Source organism: Burkholderia cepacia complex sp. TUM26381 (assembly GCF_057439935.1).
Genome location: NZ_CM172006.1, coordinates 731,300 through 747,536 on the forward strand (window position 1 = coordinate 731,300; position 16,237 = coordinate 747,536).

Below are 16,237 nucleotides of genomic sequence, written 5' to 3' on the forward strand. Positions count from 1 at the left end.
CGTACGCGCCGGGCCGCTGCCGGCCGGCCTTTCCGCCAGGCCCGCTTCTCGATGACCGACGCTTCCGCCCTGATCAGCACGTCCTATTCCCGATACCTCGCCCGCGCGGCTGCCGCGCGGCCCGCGCTGGCCGACCAGGTCGCCGCATGGGCGGCCGCGCCGCTCGGCCGCGCGCAGCTCGACGCGCGCCTCACCGAATTGCTCGCGACGCCGGCCGGCACGGCCGTGCCGACCGAGGAGCAACTGAAGCGCGCGCTGCGGCAACTGCGCGCGGAGGCGTTCGGCGCGGTCGCGGAGCGCGACCTGCGCGGGCTGGCGGACGTCGCCGAAGTGACGGGCGCGATGACCGATCTCGCCGAAGTGGCCGTGCAGCGTTCGCTCGCGCTGCTGTCGACCGAGCTCGAGGCGCTGTACGGCGAGCCGCGCGGCGCCGACGGCCAGCGCGTCGTGCTCGGCGTGGTCGGAATGGGCAAGCTCGGCGGCCGTGAGCTGAACGTGTCGTCGGACATCGACCTGATCTTCGTCTACGAGGACGACGGCGAAACGACCGGCGGCGCGCGTTCGCCGCTGTCCACGCAGGAATACTTCACGCGGCTCGGCCGGCGCCTGATCGGCGTGCTGTCCGAGGTCACGGCCGACGGCTACGTGTTTCGCGTCGACATGCGGCTGCGCCCGAACGGCGATTCGGGGCCGCTCGTCTGCAGCCTCGGGATGCTCGAGGAATATTTCTACGTGCAGGGGCGCGAGTGGGAGCGCTATGCCTGGATCAAGGGGCGGCTCGTGTCGGAAGGCGACAGCGACGCGGCCCGGCGGCTGGAGTCGCAGCTCGAATCCATCGTCAAGCCGTTCGTGTACCGCCGCTATCTCGATTTCGGCGTGATCGGCGCGATCCGTTCGCTGCACCAGCAGATCCGTCACGAAGCCGCGCGCCGCGTGTCGATGCGGCCCGACAAGGCCGACGACATCAAGCTCGGGCGCGGCGGGATCCGCGAGATCGAGTTCAGCGCGCAGGTGTTCCAGCTGATCCGCGGCGGCCAGGATGCCGAATTCCGCGTGCGGCCGACGCTCGCGGTGCTGCGCCATGCGCAGGCGCGCGGGCTGATCGGCGAGGACGTGCGCGCGCGCCTGTCCGATGCTTACAACTTCCTGCGCACGCTCGAGCACCGGCTGCAGTACCGCAACGACGCGCAGACGCACGCGATGCCGGTCGAGCCCGACGAACGCGCGGCGCTGGCCGCATCGCTCGGCTTTGCCGACTATGCGGCGCTGATGACGGTGCTGGACGGCCACCGGACCTTCGTCGAGGCGCAGTTCCACCAGATCTTTGCCGACAAGGTGAGCGGCGGGCCTTGCGCGGCCGGCGACGACACGGCCGCCGCGTGGATCTGGAGCGGCGCGCTGGCCGACGACGGCGAGGACGACGCGCTGGTCGCGCGCCTCGACGGCCTCGGTTTCACCGATCCGGCCACCGTGCTCGCGCGGCTGCGCGCGATCTGGCAATCGTCGCGCTACACCGGGCTGCCGGAAAAGAGCCGGCAGCGCTTCGACAGCGTCGCGCAGCGGGCGCTCGACGCCGCCCCGAAGATCGACGCCGCACGCCGCGACGACACGATCGTGCGCCTGTTCGACCTGCTCGAGACGGTCAGCCGGCGCGGCGTCTATCTCGCGCTGCTGACCGAATACCCGGCCGCGCTCGACCGTGTGCTGTCGGTGCTCGGCGCGACGCGCTGGGGCGGCGGCTACCTGATCCGCCACCCGCAGCTGCTCGACGAGCTGCTCGACGACGAGGCGATCGCGAGCCCGTTCGACTGGCCCGCGTTCAAGGACGCGCTGCGCGCACGCCTCGCGGCGGCGGACGGCCCCGAGCAGCAGATGGACTTGCTGCGCCACGCGCAGCACGCGGAGGTGTTCCGGATCCTGCTGATCGATCTGGCCGGGCAACTGTCGGTCGAGCATGTGAGCGACCGGCTGTCGGAGCTGGCCGACGCGGTGCTCGACGTGACGATCGAAGTCGTCTGGTCGCAGCTCGCGAAGCGCCATCGCGACGTGCCGAAGTTCGCGGTGATCGCGTACGGCAAGCTGGGCGGCAAGGAGCTCGGCTACGCGTCGGATCTCGACCTGATCTTCCTGTACGACGACCCCGACGAGCGCTCGGCGGACGTCTACACGACCTTCACGCGGCGCCTCATCACGTGGCTCACGACCGCGACCGGTGCGGGGGCGCTGTTCGACATCGACCTGCGGTTGCGGCCGAACGGCGAGGCCGGGCTGCTCGTTACCGATCTCGATGCGTTCCGCCGCTATCAGCTGCGCGAGGGCGACGCCGCGAACACCGCGTGGGTGTGGGAGCACCAGGCGCTGACGCGTGCCCGCTACAGCGCGGGCGATGCGCAGATCGGCGCGGACTTCGAGGCGATCCGCCAGCAGGTGCTGACGACGCCGCGCGACGGCGGCGTGCTCGCGAAGGAGATCGTCGACATGCGCGGCAAGGTGTTTGCCGGCCACCCGAACCAGACCGAGCTGTTCGACCTGAAGCACGATCGCGGCGGGATGGTCGACATCGAGTTCATCGTCCAGTACTGGGTGCTGCTGCATGCGTCGAGCGACGCCGAGCTGATCCGCAATACCGGCAACATCGCGCTGCTGCGCGAGGTCGCCCGCTTCGGGCTGATGGGCGAGGACGAGGCCGAGCGCGTCGGCGCGGCGTACCGCAAGTACCGGAAGCTGCAGCACAAGCTGCGGCTCGACGGGATGGAGAAGGCGCGTGTCGATCCGGCGATGGTGGCCGACGAGCGGGCTGCGGTGACGGCGCTGTGGGAGCGCGTGTTCGGCGCGGGTGAAACGGGCGTTTGAACGAAAGCAGGGCGGTGCGCGGTATCGACCCGCGCACCGCCCTGAATCGCCAATGTGCGAACCCGTTCGGCTTGAACGGAGCAGGCGGCCGCGTCAGGCCGCCAGCATTTCCTTCGCGTGCTTGCGGGTGGTGGCGGTGATCTCGAGCCCGCCGAGCATCCGCGCGACTTCCTCGATCCGGTTGGCGCGGTCGAGTGCGACGACCGTCGACACCGTGCCGCCGCGATCGTCGGCGCCCTTCGCGACCTGGAAGTGATGGTCGCCGCGCGCGGCGACCTGCGGCAGGTGCGTCACGCACAGCACCTGGCGGTCGCGCCCGAGCTGGTGCAGCAGGCGGCCGACCACTTCGGCGACGCCGCCGCCGATCCCCGTATCGACTTCGTCGAAGATCAGCGTCGGCGTCGGGCTTGCCGCGCTCGCGATGACCGCGAGCGCGAGGCTGATCCGCGCGAGCTCGCCGCCCGACGCGACCTTCGCGAGCGGCCGCAGCGGCACGCCCGGATGCCCGGCGACGCGGAATTCGACCTGCTCGAGCCCGTGCGGGCCGCCGTCGGCAAGCGGCACGAGTGCGACTTCGAAACTGCCGCCCGCCATCGACAATTCCTGCATGCCGGTCGTGACGGCCGTACCGAGCGCCTTCGCGGCCTGCGCGCGCGCCTTGGACAGGTGCCGGGCGTCGGCGAGATAGGCTTCGCGCGCCTTGGCCTGCGTCGCTTCGAGCGCGCCGAGATCGGCGGCTGCGTCGAGCGCGACGAGCTGCGCGCGGCGCGCCGCATGTTCCTCGTGCAGCGTGTCGGGCGGCAGCCGGAACTTGCGGGCGGTCGAGTGCAACGCATCGAGCCGCGTTTCGACCTGCGCGAGCCGCTCGGGATCGAGATCGGCGCGCTGCGCGTAGTGCGACAGCGAATAGACGGCTTCCTGCAACTGGATCTCGGCCGGTTCGAGCGACGCGAGCGCATCGCTGAGCGAGGTGTCGTAGTCGGCCAGGCTGCGCAGCTTCGACACGATCGCGCCGAGTTGCGGGAGCATCGCGTCGTCGGATTCGGACAGCGCGTTGAGCGCGCCGCGCACGCCTTCGATCAGGTTCGCCGAATGCGACAACCGCTTGTGTTCGTTGCTGACTTCGTCCCATTCGCCGGGCTGCGGCGCGAGCTTGTCAAGCTCGGCGAGCTGCCACGCGAGCTTTTCGCGTTCGAGCTGCAACTCGCGCTCGTGCGCCTTCGCGGCGTCGATCGCCTGCGTCGCGTCGCGCCACACACGCCATGCGCGTGCGACGTTCGCCGCATCGGCGACGAGCCCCGCGTGCGTGTCGAACAGCTCGCGCTGCGCGTCGGGCCGCATCAGCAACTGGTGCGCGTGCTGGCCGTGGATGTCGACGAGCATCTCGCCGAGTTCGCGCAGCTGTGCGAGCGTCGCGCTGGTGCCGTTGATGAACGCGCGCGAACGGCCATTCGCGTCGATCACGCGGCGCAGCATCACGGTGTCCTCGGCGTCGAACGCGTGTTCGTCGAGCCAGCGCGCGACGCGGTCGTGCGGCGTGAATTCGGCCGTGATGTCGGCGCGGCCGCAGCCGGTACGCACGACGCTCGCGTCGGAACGTTCGCCGAGCGCGAGGGCAAGGGCGTCGATCAGGATCGATTTCCCGGCGCCGGTTTCGCCGGAAAAGACGGAAAAGCCGCTGTCGAATTCGAGATCGAGCGCGGCCACGATGACGAAGTCGCGGATCGAGAGGTGGCGGAGCATGATGTAGGGCGGAGCGGCGTCAGGACGCCTTGTCGTCTTCGTTCGAGGCGTGTTCGTTCCAGTGCAGCTTCTTGCGCAGCGTCGTGTAGTAGCTGTAGCCGACCGGGTGCAGGAACGGCACCGTGTGCTTCGAGCGGCGCACCTCGATCGTGTCGTTCAGTTCGAGCGACGTGAACGACTGCATGTCGAAGTTCACGTTGACGTCGCGCCCGCCGACGATCTGGATCGCGATTTTCGAATCGTCGGGCAGCACGATCGGCCGGTTCGACAGCGCATGCGGCGCGATCGGCACGAGCACGATGCCCGCCAGCTGCGGGTGAAGAATCGGGCCGGCCGACGACAGCGCGTAGGCGGTCGAGCCGGTCGGCGTCGCGACGATCAGGCCGTCCGAACGCTGGTTGTACATGTACCGGCCGTCGACCGACGCGCGCAGCTCGACCATCCCGGAGAAGCCGCTGCGGTTCACGACGACGTCGTTGAACGCGATTGCGTGGTAGATCGGTTCGCCGTCGCGCATGATCCGCGCCTCGAGCAGCGCGCGCTCCTCGCGCTCGAACTTGCCGGCCAGCATCACGGGAACGAGCGCGTGCATGTCGGCCGCGGCGATGTCCGTGATGAAGCCGAGCCGCCCGTGGTTGATCCCGATCAGCGGTGTCCGGTACGGCGCAAGCTGGCGGCCGATGCCGAGCATCGTGCCGTCGCCGCCGAGCACCACCGCCACATCCGCTCGCGCCCCGATTTCGGCCGGGGTGAGCGCCGGGTAGCCGGTGATGCCGATTTCGCGCGCGGTATCGCCTTCGAACACGACCTCGAAGCCGAGCTTCGCGATGCTGGCAGCCAGCGTGGCGAGCGGCTCGGCGATGACGGGCGTGTTGCTCCGGCCGACGAGCGCGACAGTATTGAACTGATTACCGGTTTTCATGCCGGCATTACACCATAGCTCGTTGACGAAAAGAACCGGCTGTGCGCCGAAGGGGCCGGATCGGGCCGGCCCGCGCAACGGAGGGAGACGCCACTCGCCGCGGTCGCGCGGTTGCGCTAAAATTTTCCACCATGCTAGATCCTCGCGCACGAACCCTCCTGAAAACCCTGATCGAACGGTATATCGCCGACGGTCAGCCAGTCGGATCGCGCACGTTGTCCCGTTATTCCGGGCTCGAGCTGAGCCCGGCGACGATCCGCAACGTGATGTCCGACCTGGAGGAGCTCGGCCTCGTGTCGAGCCCGCACACGTCGGCCGGCCGCGTGCCGACGCCGCGCGGCTACCGGCTGTTCGTCGACACGATGCTGACGGTCGAGGCGCCGATCGACGCCGAAGCCGTCGCGCGGCAGGTGCAGAACACGCTGCAGGCCGGCGAGCCGCAGCAGCGGGTGGTCGCGGCCGCCGCGAGCGTGCTGTCGAACCTGTCGCAGTTCGCGGGCGTCGTGCTGACGCCGCGCCGCAGCCACGTGTTCAAGCAGATCGAGTTCATGCGCCTGTCCGACAAGCGCATCCTGCTGATCATCGTCACGCCCGAGGGCGACGTGCAGAACCGGATGCTCGCGACGCCGCGCGACTATTCGCCGTCGCAGCTGACCGAGGCGTCCAATTACATCAACGCGCATTTCGCCGGCCTGTCGTTCGACGAAGTGCGCCGCCGCCTGCGCGACGAGATCGACCAGCTGCGCGGCGACATGACCACGCTGATGCACGCGGCCGTGACGGCCAGTACCGAGGTGCCCGACACCGAGGACACCGTGCTGATTTCCGGCGAGCGCAACCTGCTCGAAGTGGCGGATCTGTCGTCCGACATGGCGCGGCTGCGCAAGCTGTTCGACGTGTTCGACCAAAAGACGGGCCTCCTGCAACTGCTCGACGTGTCGAGCCACGCCCAGGGCGTGCAGATCTTCATCGGCGGCGAATCGACGCTCGTGCCGATCGAGGAAATGAGCGTCGTCACCGCGCCTTACGAGGTGAACGGGCAGATCGTCGGCACGCTCGGCGTGATCGGCCCGACCCGCATGGCGTACAACCGCGTGATCCCGATCGTCGACATCACCGCGCGCCTGCTGTCGCTCACGCTGAGCCAGCAATAGGCTGCAATCGGCAGCCTGATCCCGCCCCGTCATCGTGTCGCAATGCCGCACGCGCCGACAGTCGGCCGAACGGCACGGGGCGGCCCGCTATAATTGAGAGCCGTCCGGTCCCGTGCCCCGAGCACGTTCTTGCCCATGCGTTTCGATCTTGAGCCGCCTTCGAGCATCGCGGCTGCCCATCGCATCGGTGTGCTGCTGATCAATCTCGGCACGCCCGACGCGCCCACGCCGCGTGCGGTGCGGCGCTACCTCGCCGAATTCCTGTCGGATCCGCGCGTCGTCGAGATTCCGCAGGCCGTCTGGCAGGTGCTGCTGCGCACGCTGATCCTGCCGCTGCGCGGCCGCGCGTCCGCGAAGAAATACGCGGCCGTCTGGATGCCCGAGGGCTCGCCGCTGCGCGTGTACACCGAGCGCCAGACCGACAGCGTGCGGCACCTGCTCACGTCGAACGGCTATCACGTGACGGTCGACTACGCGATGCGCTACGGCAGCCCCAGCATTTCGCACGCACTCGCGCAGTTCAAGCGCGCGGGCGTCGAGCGCGTGCTGCTGATGCCGATGTATCCGCAATACTCGGCGTCGACCACGGCCACCGCCTTCGATGCCGCCTTCGACGCGCTCGCGCGCATGCGCAACCAGCCGGAAGTGCGCACGGTACGGCATTACGCCGACCATCCGGCCTATATCCATGCGCTGGCCGAGCAGGTGCGCCAGTACTGGGCGCAGCACGGCCGCCCCGATTTCGCGGCCGGCGACAAGCTCGTGCTGAGTTTCCACGGCGTGCCGAAGCGCACGCTCGACCTCGGCGACCCGTATCACGACCAGTGCCAGCAGACGGGCGCGTTGCTGATGGCCGCGCTCGGGCTGTCGACGACCGAATGCCGCGTGACGTTCCAGTCGCGCTTCGGCAAGGCCGAATGGCTGCAGCCGTACACCGCGCCGACGCTGCGCGAGTTCGGCGAGGCCGGCGTGCGGCGGGCCGACGTGTTCTGTCCTGGTTTCACGGCCGATTGCCTGGAGACGATCGAGGAGATCGGCATGGAAGTGCGCGACGCGTTCCTCGCCGGCGGCGGCAAGACGTTCCACCGCATTCCGTGCCTGAACGGCGCGCCCGCGTGGATCGGCGCGGTCGGCGAGATCGTCGCCGAGAATCTGCAGGGCTGGCCGGTCAAGGCCGCGCAGCCCGAAACGGTGAACTGAGATGAAACGATCCCCACGCTCACTTTGCTCGCTGCCCCCCGAGGGGGCGGTCAGCCTCCTTGGGGCGGCCCGGCGGAGGCTGACATGAACTACCAGATTTCCACGGACCCCGGCGCGAAGCTGCGCATCGACAAATGGCTATGGGCGGCCCGCTTCTTCAAGACGCGCTCGCTCGCGACCGATGCGGTCGACAAGGGGCACGTGAAGATCGGCGGCGCGGCGGTCAAGCCGGCGAAGGACGTGCGGGTGGGCGACGAGGTGGAGATTGCGATCGACGGCATCGTCTGGCACATTGCCGTGCTGGGCGTGTGCGACGTGCGCGGGCCTGCGAGCGTCGCGCAGGCGCTTTACGCGGAAACGGAAGCAGGGCGGGCCGCGCGGCTCGCCGAACTGGAGCGGCGCCGCACGTATCGCGAGCCGGCGGCCGAACTGCACGGCCGGCCGACGAAGCGCGACCGGCGCATCATCGACAGATTTTCGGGTGGGCGCTGAACATCTGGTCGAATGTCGCCCGCGCGCTGCCGTATTCGGTCGTGCGGTCGGTAACGGCTCCGGACAGGCAGATGGTGGTGGTGCCGGCAATGAGTACCAGCGCGACCACCGATATCGCAAAGGTCAGTTTCACGGTACTCCCCTCGGGCTCAAGGGTGAAAACGGCGCCAGGTGGATGTCAGGCGGCGGTCAGCTAGGGGTAAACACGCTTTTCCGACGCTTGACTGGAGTGTAGTGCAGCGGGCCTGTGCCAAGCTAGTACTTGCCAGGTAAGCGTTGTTACAGCCGGTTTCGCCCGATCTGGTGGACTGTGCGGGCCACGCCCCGCCGGGCGGCGCGGTTGTTTCGCGGCATTGGCGAATGCCGGCGAATAACCCTCTTGAAATCGCAGTTTTCGCCCTTATTTGCACCAACAATGTGCGGTTCCGCCGGGTATACGGTCCGGCGGTTGCCGATTTGGCTTCAACCTCTAATCGACTTTCAGCGACATGGAAAACACGCAAGAGAACCCGGCTACCCAATCGGCCGAAGACATCGGCAGCGAGAAGCAGGCGGCGCAAGGCGCCGCTCCCGCCGCCGAAGCAGCCGACGCGGCGCTCGCGGAGGCTCAAGCCAAGGTCGCCGAGCTGCAGGAGAGCTACCTGCGGGCGAAGGCCGAGACCGAGAACGTCCGCCGCCGCGCGCAGGACGACGTGTCGAAGGCGCACAAGTTCGCGATCGAGAGCTTCGCGGAACACCTGCTGCCGGTGCTGGACAGCCTGGAAGCGGCCGTCAGCGACACGTCCGGCGACATCGCGAAGGTCCGCGAAGGCGTCGAGCTGACGCTGCGCCAGCTGACGAGCGCGCTCGAGAAGGGCCGCGTCGTCGCGCTCAACCCGGTCGGCGAGAAGTTCGATCCGCATCAGCACCAGGCGATTTCGATGGTGCCGGCCGACCAGGAGCCGAACACCGTCGTCACCGTGCTGCAAAAGGGCTATACGATCGCCGACCGCGTGCTGCGTCCGGCGCTCGTCACCGTCGCCCAGCCGAAGTAAGGCTGCCGGGATGGTGCCCGCCGGCGTCGATCCGGCCGCGTTCGACGCGTTCGACATGCAGGCGCTCGACGCCGGCACGTTCGACGCGGCCATCGGCGGCGCGGGCGACGCGCTGGCGGTGGTGTTCTTCTGGGGCGTCGACTGCTTCAACTGCGAGATCGCGAAGAAGGCGATGCTCGCTCAGCCCGACGCGATCCGCGCGCTGGCTCTGAAGTGGTTCCATTGCAACGTGTACGAACACCATCAGCTGGGGCGCCGCTTCGGGCTGCACGGCGTGCCGACGTGGTTCTTCTTCCACCGCGGCAAGCGGCTGGGCCGCGCGACGGGCTGGCATGGCCTCGCGCAGTTCCAGGCGGCCGTGTCGGCGGCGCGGGCGAAGGTCGCGGCGGCGGCGGCCGGCGATCCGCCGGCCGGTGATCCGCTGGCCGGCGGCGATTGAAAAAATTTAATATCCGCATCGCTCGCCGGGTCTTGAAAACGGACCGGACGGACGCATTTCGGGAACAGAGTTGAATTCTGGCGTGCGAAACCGCCCAAAAACGCGGGGTTTCGTGCAGCAAACAAGCATTTCTGGAGATTAGGAAAAATGGGAAAGATCATCGGTATTGACCTCGGCACCACGAACTCGTGCGTCGCCATCATGGAAGGCAACCAGGTCAAGGTCATCGAGAACTCGGAAGGCACGCGCACCACGCCGTCGATCATCGCCTACATGGACGACAACGAAGTGCTCGTCGGCGCGCCGGCCAAGCGTCAGTCGGTGACCAACCCGAAGAACACGCTGTTCGCGGTGAAGCGCCTGATCGGCCGCCGCTTCGAAGAGAAGGAAGTCCAGAAGGACATCGGCCTGATGCCGTACACCATCGTCAAGGCCGACAACGGCGACGCATGGGTTGAAGCGCACGGCGAAAAGCTTGCGCCGCCGCAGGTTTCGGCGGAAGTGCTGCGCAAGATGAAGAAGACGGCCGAAGACTACCTCGGCGAGCCGGTCACGGAAGCCGTGATCACGGTGCCGGCGTACTTCAACGACAGCCAGCGCCAGGCGACCAAGGACGCCGGCCGCATCGCAGGCCTCGAAGTCAAGCGGATCATCAACGAGCCGACCGCAGCCGCGCTCGCGTTCGGCCTCGACAAGGTCGAGAAGGGCGACCGCAAGATCGCCGTGTATGACCTCGGCGGCGGCACGTTCGACGTGTCGATCATCGAGATCGCGGACGTCGACGGCGAAATGCAGTTCGAAGTGCTGTCGACCAACGGCGACACGTTCCTCGGCGGCGAAGACTTCGACCAGCGCATCATCGATTACATCATCGGCGAGTTCAAGAAGGAGCAGGGCGTCGACCTGTCGAAGGACGTGCTCGCGCTGCAGCGCCTGAAGGAAGCCGCTGAAAAGGCGAAGATCGAGCTGTCGTCGAGCCAGCAGACCGAAATCAACCTGCCGTACATCACGGCGGACGCGTCGGGCCCGAAGCACTTGAACCTGAAGATCACCCGCGCGAAGCTGGAAGCGCTGGTGGAAGACCTCGTCGAGCGCACGATCGAACCGTGCCGCATCGCGATCAAGGACGCCGGCGTGAAGGTGTCGGACATCGACGACGTGATCCTGGTCGGCGGCCAGACGCGCATGCCGAAGGTGCTGGAAAAGGTGAAGGAGTTCTTCGGCAAGGATCCGCGCCGTGACGTGAACCCGGACGAAGCCGTCGCAGTCGGCGCGGCGATCCAGGGCCAGGTCCTGTCGGGCGACCGCAAGGACGTGCTGCTGCTCGACGTGACCCCGCTGTCGCTCGGTATCGAGACGCTCGGCGGCGTGATGACGAAGATGATCAGCAAGAACACGACGATCCCGACGAAGCACGCACAGGTGTACTCGACGGCCGACGACAACCAGGGCGCCGTGACGATCAAGGTGTTCCAGGGCGAGCGCGAAATGGCAGCGGGCAACAAGCTGCTCGGCGAGTTCAACCTCGAAGGCATCCCGCCCGCACCGCGTGGCGTGCCGCAGATCGAAGTGACCTTCGACATCGACGCGAACGGCATCCTGCACGTCGGCGCGAAGGATAAGGCGACCGGCAAGGAAAACAAGATCACGATCAAGGCGAACTCGGGCCTGTCCGAAGCTGAAATCGACCAGATGATCAAGGACGCGGAAGCGAACGCAGCGGAAGACCACAAGCTGCGCGAGCTGGCCGATTCGCGCAACCAGGGCGATGCACTGGTCCACAGCACGAAGAAGGCGCTGTCCGAGTACGGCGACAAGCTGGACGCGGGCGAGAAGGAAGCGATCGAAGCGTCGCTGAAGTCGCTCGAGGAAGTGCTGAAGGACACGTCGGCCGACAAGGCGGCGATCGACGCGAAGGTCGAGGAACTCGGCAAGGTGTCGCAGAAGCTCGGCGAGAAGATGTACGCCGACATGCAGGCCCAGCAGGCAGGTGCGGCTGGCGCGGCCGGTGCAGCGGAAGGCGCGGCCCACGCGGGTGGCGCACAGCAGGCTGCCGACGACGTCGTCGACGCCGAGTTCAAGGAAGTGAAGAAGGACTAAGCCGGGTTGCAATGGCACCGCACGCCGCGCGTGGAAACGCGCGCGGCGCGACTGACCAGCGGCTGAAAAGCGGTCTGTCTTTCCTTCCGGATGGCCGGATCGACTCCACGCCTGGCGGGCTTCGCGGCCCTCCGGGCACATTTGTTTTTTGGCGGGTGCTGCGCGAGCCGTCCGCGGACGGCGCAGCGCCAGACGAGTCGAGAGACTTTACTGCAGGCGAAAGGAGCCGCCGCGTGCGCGATGCGTGGCGGCACAGTGAATCGATATGGCGAAACGGGATTACTACGAGGTTCTGGGTGTCGCGAAGAATGCGAGCGACGACGAAATCAAGAAGGCATATCGCAAGCTTGCGATGAAGTATCACCCTGACCGCAATCCGGACAACAAGGATGCGGAAGAGCATTTCAAAGAGGTGAAGGAAGCCTATGAAATGCTGTCGGATGGTCAGAAGCGGGCCGCGTACGACCAGTACGGCCACGCGGGCGTCGATCCGAACATGGGCGGTGCGGGTGCACAGGGCTTCGGCGGCTTCGCGGATGCGTTCGGCGACATCTTCGGCGACATCTTCGGTCAGGCTGCGGGCGGCGCCGCGCGCGGCGGCCGTGGCGGCCCGCAGGTGTACCGCGGCGCCGACCTGCGCTACAGCATGGAAATCACGCTCGAGCAGGCTGCGCACGGCTACGACACGCAGATCCGCGTGCCGAGCTGGGTATCGTGCGAGGTGTGCCACGGGTCGGGCGCGAAGCCCGGCACGAAGCCGGAAACCTGCCCGACCTGTCATGGCCAGGGCACGGTGCGCATGTCGCAGGGCTTCTTCAGCATCCAGCAGACCTGCCCGAAGTGTCATGGCACGGGCACCTACATTCCCGAGCCGTGCGTGCATTGCCACGGGTCGGGCAAGGTGAAGGAAACCAAGACGCTCGAAGTGAAGATCCCGGCCGGGATCGACGACGGGATGCGGATCCGCTCGGCCGGCAACGGCGAGCCGGGCATCAACGGCGGGCCGCCGGGCGACCTGTACGTCGAGATCCACATCAAGCCGCACTCGGTGTTCGAGCGCGACGGCGACGATCTTCACTGCCAGATGCCGATCCCGTTCACGACCGCCGCGCTCGGCGGCGAGATCGAAGTGCCGACGCTGGCCGGCCGTGCATCGTTCCCGGTGCCGGAAGGCACGCAGTCGGGCAAGACGTTCCGCCTGCGCGGCAAGGGCATCAAGGGGCTGCGTTCGAGCATCGCGGGCGATCTGTACGTGCACGTGCAGGTCGAGACGCCCGTGAAACTGACCGACAACCAGCGCGACCTGCTCAAGCAGTTCGAGAAATCGCTGGCCGAGGGCGGCGCGCGTCACAGCCCGCAGAGCAAGAGCTGGTTTGACCGTGTGAAGAGCTTCTTCGAGTAAAGCATGACTGAAGGCAACGAGAGCGCGTCGTTCGCGCTCTTGGACGATTGCGACTCGACCGCGTCCGCGCGGTCGAGTCGTTTGTATTCGGGCTTCGTGCACGAACGCGTGTGCACGGACCCGGCGCAGCTCGACGAAATCGATGCGGCGGTCGCGCAGGACCTGCGCGACGGGCTGCACGCGGTCGTCGTCGGCGATTACGAATTCGGACGCAACCTGCAACGAGCGCAGCCGGGCCATGCCTCGCTGCGCTTTTTGCTGTATGCGCATTGCGAGCGCCTGTCGCGCGACGAAGTCGACGCGTGGCTTGCGCAGCAGGACGGCGGCGGTGCGCCGTCGATCGCGGGTGTCGCGCATGTCGCGAAAAGTGTATCGCGCGACGCGTTCGACGCGGCGATCGCCGCGGTGCACGACGCGTTGCGCGCGGGCGATTCGTACCAGGTCAACTACACGTACCGGCTGAATTTCGACGTATTCGGCGCGCCGCTCGCGCTGTACCGGCGGCTGCGCGCGCGCCAGCCCGTGCGGTACGGCGCGCTGATCGCGCTGCCCGGCGGCGCGTGGGTCGTGTCGTGTTCGCCGGAACTGTTCGTCGAGAAGCACGGCGACGTGCTGCGTGCGCGGCCGATGAAGGGCACCGCGCCGCGGTCGGCCGATCCGCGCGACGACGCGGCAGCTGCCGCGTTCCTCGCGAACGATCCGAAGAACCGCGCGGAAAACGTGATGATCGTCGACCTGCTGCGCAACGACGTGTCGCGGATCGCGCGAACCGGCACCGTCAAGGTGCCGGCGCTGTTCTCCGTCGAACCGTATGCGTCGGTGTGGCAGATGACGTCGACGGTCGAGGCCGGCTGGCGCGATGGCACGACGTTCGCGCAGATGCTGCGCGCGCTGTTTCCATGTGGGTCGATCACGGGCGCGCCGAAGTACCAGACGATGCAGCTGATCGATGCGATCGAGTCGACGCCGCGCGGGCTTTATACGGGCGCGATCGGCTGGCTCGACGCCGTGAAGCAAGGCGCCGATTCCGACGCGACGGGTGATCGCCTGGCCGGTTGTGGCGACTTCTGCCTGTCGGTCGCGATCCGCACGTTGACGCTCGATGCTGCGGGCGACGGTGCTGACCGCGAAGGTGCGACCGGTGCCGGCGCCGAAGCACGCAATCCGGCAACGCCAATCACCGGTCGCCGTCGCGGCACGATGGGCGTTGGCGCGGGCATCGTGCTCGACAGCGTCGCGGCCGACGAATATGCGGAGTGCGAATTGAAGGCACGATTCCTGACGGACGCCGATCCCGGCTTCCAGCTGTTCGAAACGACGGCCGCCACGCGTGCGGACGGTATTCGCCATCTCGACCGCCATCTCGCCCGGCTGCAGCGCAGCGCGGATGCGTTCGGCTTCCGCTTCGACGCCGACGCGTTGCGCCGCGAGATCGACGCGCGCTGCGCGGCGCTCGACGGCGGCGATGCTTACCGGATGAAGCTCGCGCTCGCGAAGGACGGCACGGTCGAAATCGTCGCGGCGCCGCTCAAGGCGTTGCCGGCAGGGCCGGTCGGCGTGATGCTGGCGTCCGCGCACGGTTTCGCACCGACCTGCGCGAGCGATGCGCTGCTGCTGCACAAGACCACGCGCCGCGCCGAATATGACCGCGCGTGGCAGGCGGCGGAGGCGCTGGGCGGCTTCGACATGCTGTTCGTCAACGAGCGCGGCGAGGTGACGGAAGGCGGGCGCTCGAACCTGTTCGTGAAGCTCGACGGCCAGTGGGTGACGCCGCCGCTCGCGTCCGGCGTGCTGCCGGGCGTGATGCGCGGCGTGCTGCTCGACGATCCGACACTAGGCGCAAAAGAGCGCGCGCTGATGCTCGATGATGTGCTGAACGCGGATGAGTTGATGATCTGCAATGCGTTGCGCGGGCCGATGGCAGCGCGGCTGATTCACGGCTGCGCACCGGCCTGAACGCGGATTACTTTTGCGGCGTACATTGCCAGCTTTGTACGATGGCGTGCCCACTTTTGTAGCGTGCGATGCAAGTCTGTGCCTGTTTGCCCAGTGGCCGTGCGATTACGACGCTCGTATTGCCGTAGTCGCACGAAACCCAGTAGTCTTCACGGTTTTCGGCAAGCGACCAGATATGAATGTCGCTTTTTGACTCGGAACGCGAGCGGTTCGGCCGCAACGACATCATCCGATCCGGCGGCCCTGACCAGAAGGTGACGCTGGCAAGTGGATAGGTGTTTTGCGTGTCGAAGTTTTTCCAGCCATCGGGTGGTTGACCATCGAGTTGCTGGGTAACGGCAATGCGTGTGGGGCAATCCGTGCTTGCCGCGGACGCGGGTAACGCGGCGAGCGGACTGCATGCGAGCGCGGCGATGGTGAGCAGCCGATACGGTGTTGGGCGGATGAACATCGTCATTTCACGACCGAAAATGCATCGGCGTTATTGCTCGGATCGATGTAACGGCCGTTTTTGTCCTTGCCTTTGAACGGAATGCCTCTTCTCTGAATTGCCTTGAGTGAACGCCATTGTTCAACGACGTGGATACCTCGGACATCCTGGCCTAGATAGACCGCTGCATGATTGCCGTGTGGTCGGCTTGGGTAGCGATCGTTCTCGAAAGTTGCAATGACGGTTCCAACGCGGAGACTCTGATCGCCGCTTGCTTTTTTCTCCGGGCGCCAGATGGCGGTGGGGCCGACGGAAGCGTAAATTTTGACCGGCGCGACGCATTATCCGTCGCCTGCGAGCTTTTGCCCGACGAGTTCAGTCGCCTTCTCATGCACGTGAGCCATCTTTGTCGCTCCTTCGATTGACGAAGGCTGGATGGTTTCAGCGACGAAGGCGAGCAGAAATAGGACGAGTTAGAAAGTATGTGCTGTCCATCGGGGCAGTGCGAATAG

General features: G+C 67.1%; 14 protein-coding genes. 9 read left to right on the forward strand and 5 right to left on the reverse strand.

The annotated features are described in order from the left end of the window. The first annotated feature begins 51 nt into the window (after positions 1-51). The gene (glnE, locus tag ACWMMN_RS03485) at positions 52-2,853 is read left to right on the forward strand and encodes a bifunctional [glutamate--ammonia ligase]-adenylyl-L-tyrosine phosphorylase/[glutamate--ammonia-ligase] adenylyltransferase (protein ID WP_486422974.1); all 2,802 of its coding nucleotides are present in this window, start codon (positions 52-54) and stop codon (positions 2,851-2,853) included. A 93-nt stretch (positions 2,854-2,946) separates the two neighbouring features. Here glnE and recN read toward each other — a convergent pair whose 3' ends face one another. Both recN and ACWMMN_RS03495 read right to left on the reverse strand, forming a co-directional pair. After that, on the reverse strand, positions 2,947-4,596 hold the full coding sequence (gene recN, locus ACWMMN_RS03490; RefSeq protein ID WP_059236017.1) for a DNA repair protein RecN: 1,650 nt from the start codon (positions 4,594-4,596) through the stop codon (positions 2,947-2,949). 19 nt (positions 4,597-4,615) lie between these two features. Further along, entirely contained in the window at positions 4,616-5,518 is a 903-nt protein-coding gene (locus tag ACWMMN_RS03495; RefSeq protein WP_059236015.1) for an NAD kinase, read from the reverse strand. Positions 5,519-5,649: 131 nt separating this feature from the next. On the opposite strand from ACWMMN_RS03495, the gene hrcA reads away from it, so the two are divergent. The 3 genes from hrcA to ACWMMN_RS03510 all read left to right on the forward strand — a co-directional run bounded on the left by hrcA (position 5,650) and on the right by ACWMMN_RS03510 (position 8,364). Beyond that, positions 5,650-6,672: a heat-inducible transcriptional repressor HrcA gene (hrcA, locus tag ACWMMN_RS03500; protein ID WP_011544637.1), complete on the forward strand. Its 1,023-nt coding sequence runs from the start codon at positions 5,650-5,652 to the stop codon at positions 6,670-6,672. A gap of 135 nt (positions 6,673-6,807) precedes the next feature. Beyond that, on the forward strand, positions 6,808-7,872 hold the full coding sequence (gene hemH, locus ACWMMN_RS03505; protein ID WP_059236013.1) for a ferrochelatase: 1,065 nt from the start codon (positions 6,808-6,810) through the stop codon (positions 7,870-7,872). 84 nt (positions 7,873-7,956) lie between these two features. Beyond that, positions 7,957-8,364, forward strand: a complete 408-nt coding sequence (locus ACWMMN_RS03510) for an RNA-binding S4 domain-containing protein (protein ID WP_342703640.1) — start codon at positions 7,957-7,959, stop codon at positions 8,362-8,364. On the opposite strand, the gene ACWMMN_RS03515 is transcribed toward ACWMMN_RS03510, so the two are convergent. Then, positions 8,336-8,497, reverse strand: coding sequence for a hypothetical protein (locus tag ACWMMN_RS03515; RefSeq protein WP_174993215.1), 162 nt, complete (start codon positions 8,495-8,497; stop codon positions 8,336-8,338). The genes ACWMMN_RS03510 and ACWMMN_RS03515 overlap by 29 nt on opposite strands. A gap of 355 nt (positions 8,498-8,852) precedes the next feature. Here ACWMMN_RS03515 and grpE point away from each other — a divergent pair, with 355 nt between their 5' ends. The 5 genes from grpE to ACWMMN_RS03540 all read left to right on the forward strand — a co-directional run bounded on the left by grpE (position 8,853) and on the right by ACWMMN_RS03540 (position 15,295). Further along, positions 8,853-9,398, forward strand: a complete 546-nt coding sequence (gene grpE / locus ACWMMN_RS03520) for a nucleotide exchange factor GrpE (RefSeq protein ID WP_059236009.1) — start codon at positions 8,853-8,855, stop codon at positions 9,396-9,398. A gap of 10 nt (positions 9,399-9,408) precedes the next feature. Then, positions 9,409-9,837 carry a thioredoxin family protein gene (locus tag ACWMMN_RS03525; protein ID WP_486422975.1) on the forward strand — a complete coding sequence of 143 codons (429 nt, stop codon included), beginning with the start codon at positions 9,409-9,411 and terminating at the stop codon, positions 9,835-9,837. Between the two features lie 147 nt (positions 9,838-9,984). Beyond that, a complete protein-coding gene (gene dnaK, locus ACWMMN_RS03530) occupies positions 9,985-11,937 on the forward strand; it encodes a molecular chaperone DnaK (RefSeq protein ID WP_174993216.1) in 1,953 nt (650 codons plus the stop codon). 265 nt (positions 11,938-12,202) lie between these two features. Continuing rightward, positions 12,203-13,339 (forward strand): molecular chaperone DnaJ, encoded by a 1,137-nt coding sequence (gene dnaJ / locus ACWMMN_RS03535; protein ID WP_043189531.1) that lies wholly within the window; start codon positions 12,203-12,205, stop codon positions 13,337-13,339. A 3-nt stretch (positions 13,340-13,342) separates the two neighbouring features. Further along, positions 13,343-15,295 carry a chorismate-binding protein gene (locus tag ACWMMN_RS03540; RefSeq protein WP_486422976.1) on the forward strand — a complete coding sequence of 651 codons (1,953 nt, stop codon included), beginning with the start codon at positions 13,343-13,345 and terminating at the stop codon, positions 15,293-15,295. Between the two features lie 7 nt (positions 15,296-15,302). Here the strand turns inward: ACWMMN_RS03540 and ACWMMN_RS03545 are convergent, their stop codons facing one another. Further along, positions 15,303-15,752, reverse strand: a complete 450-nt coding sequence (locus ACWMMN_RS03545; RefSeq protein ID WP_226197022.1) for an STY0301 family protein — start codon at positions 15,750-15,752, stop codon at positions 15,303-15,305. Continuing rightward, a complete protein-coding gene (locus tag ACWMMN_RS03550) occupies positions 15,749-16,048 on the reverse strand; it encodes a BPSL0067 family protein (protein ID WP_486423215.1) in 300 nt (99 codons plus the stop codon). The genes ACWMMN_RS03545 and ACWMMN_RS03550 overlap by 4 nt, the downstream gene beginning before the upstream one ends. Positions 16,049-16,237 lie beyond the last annotated feature (189 nt).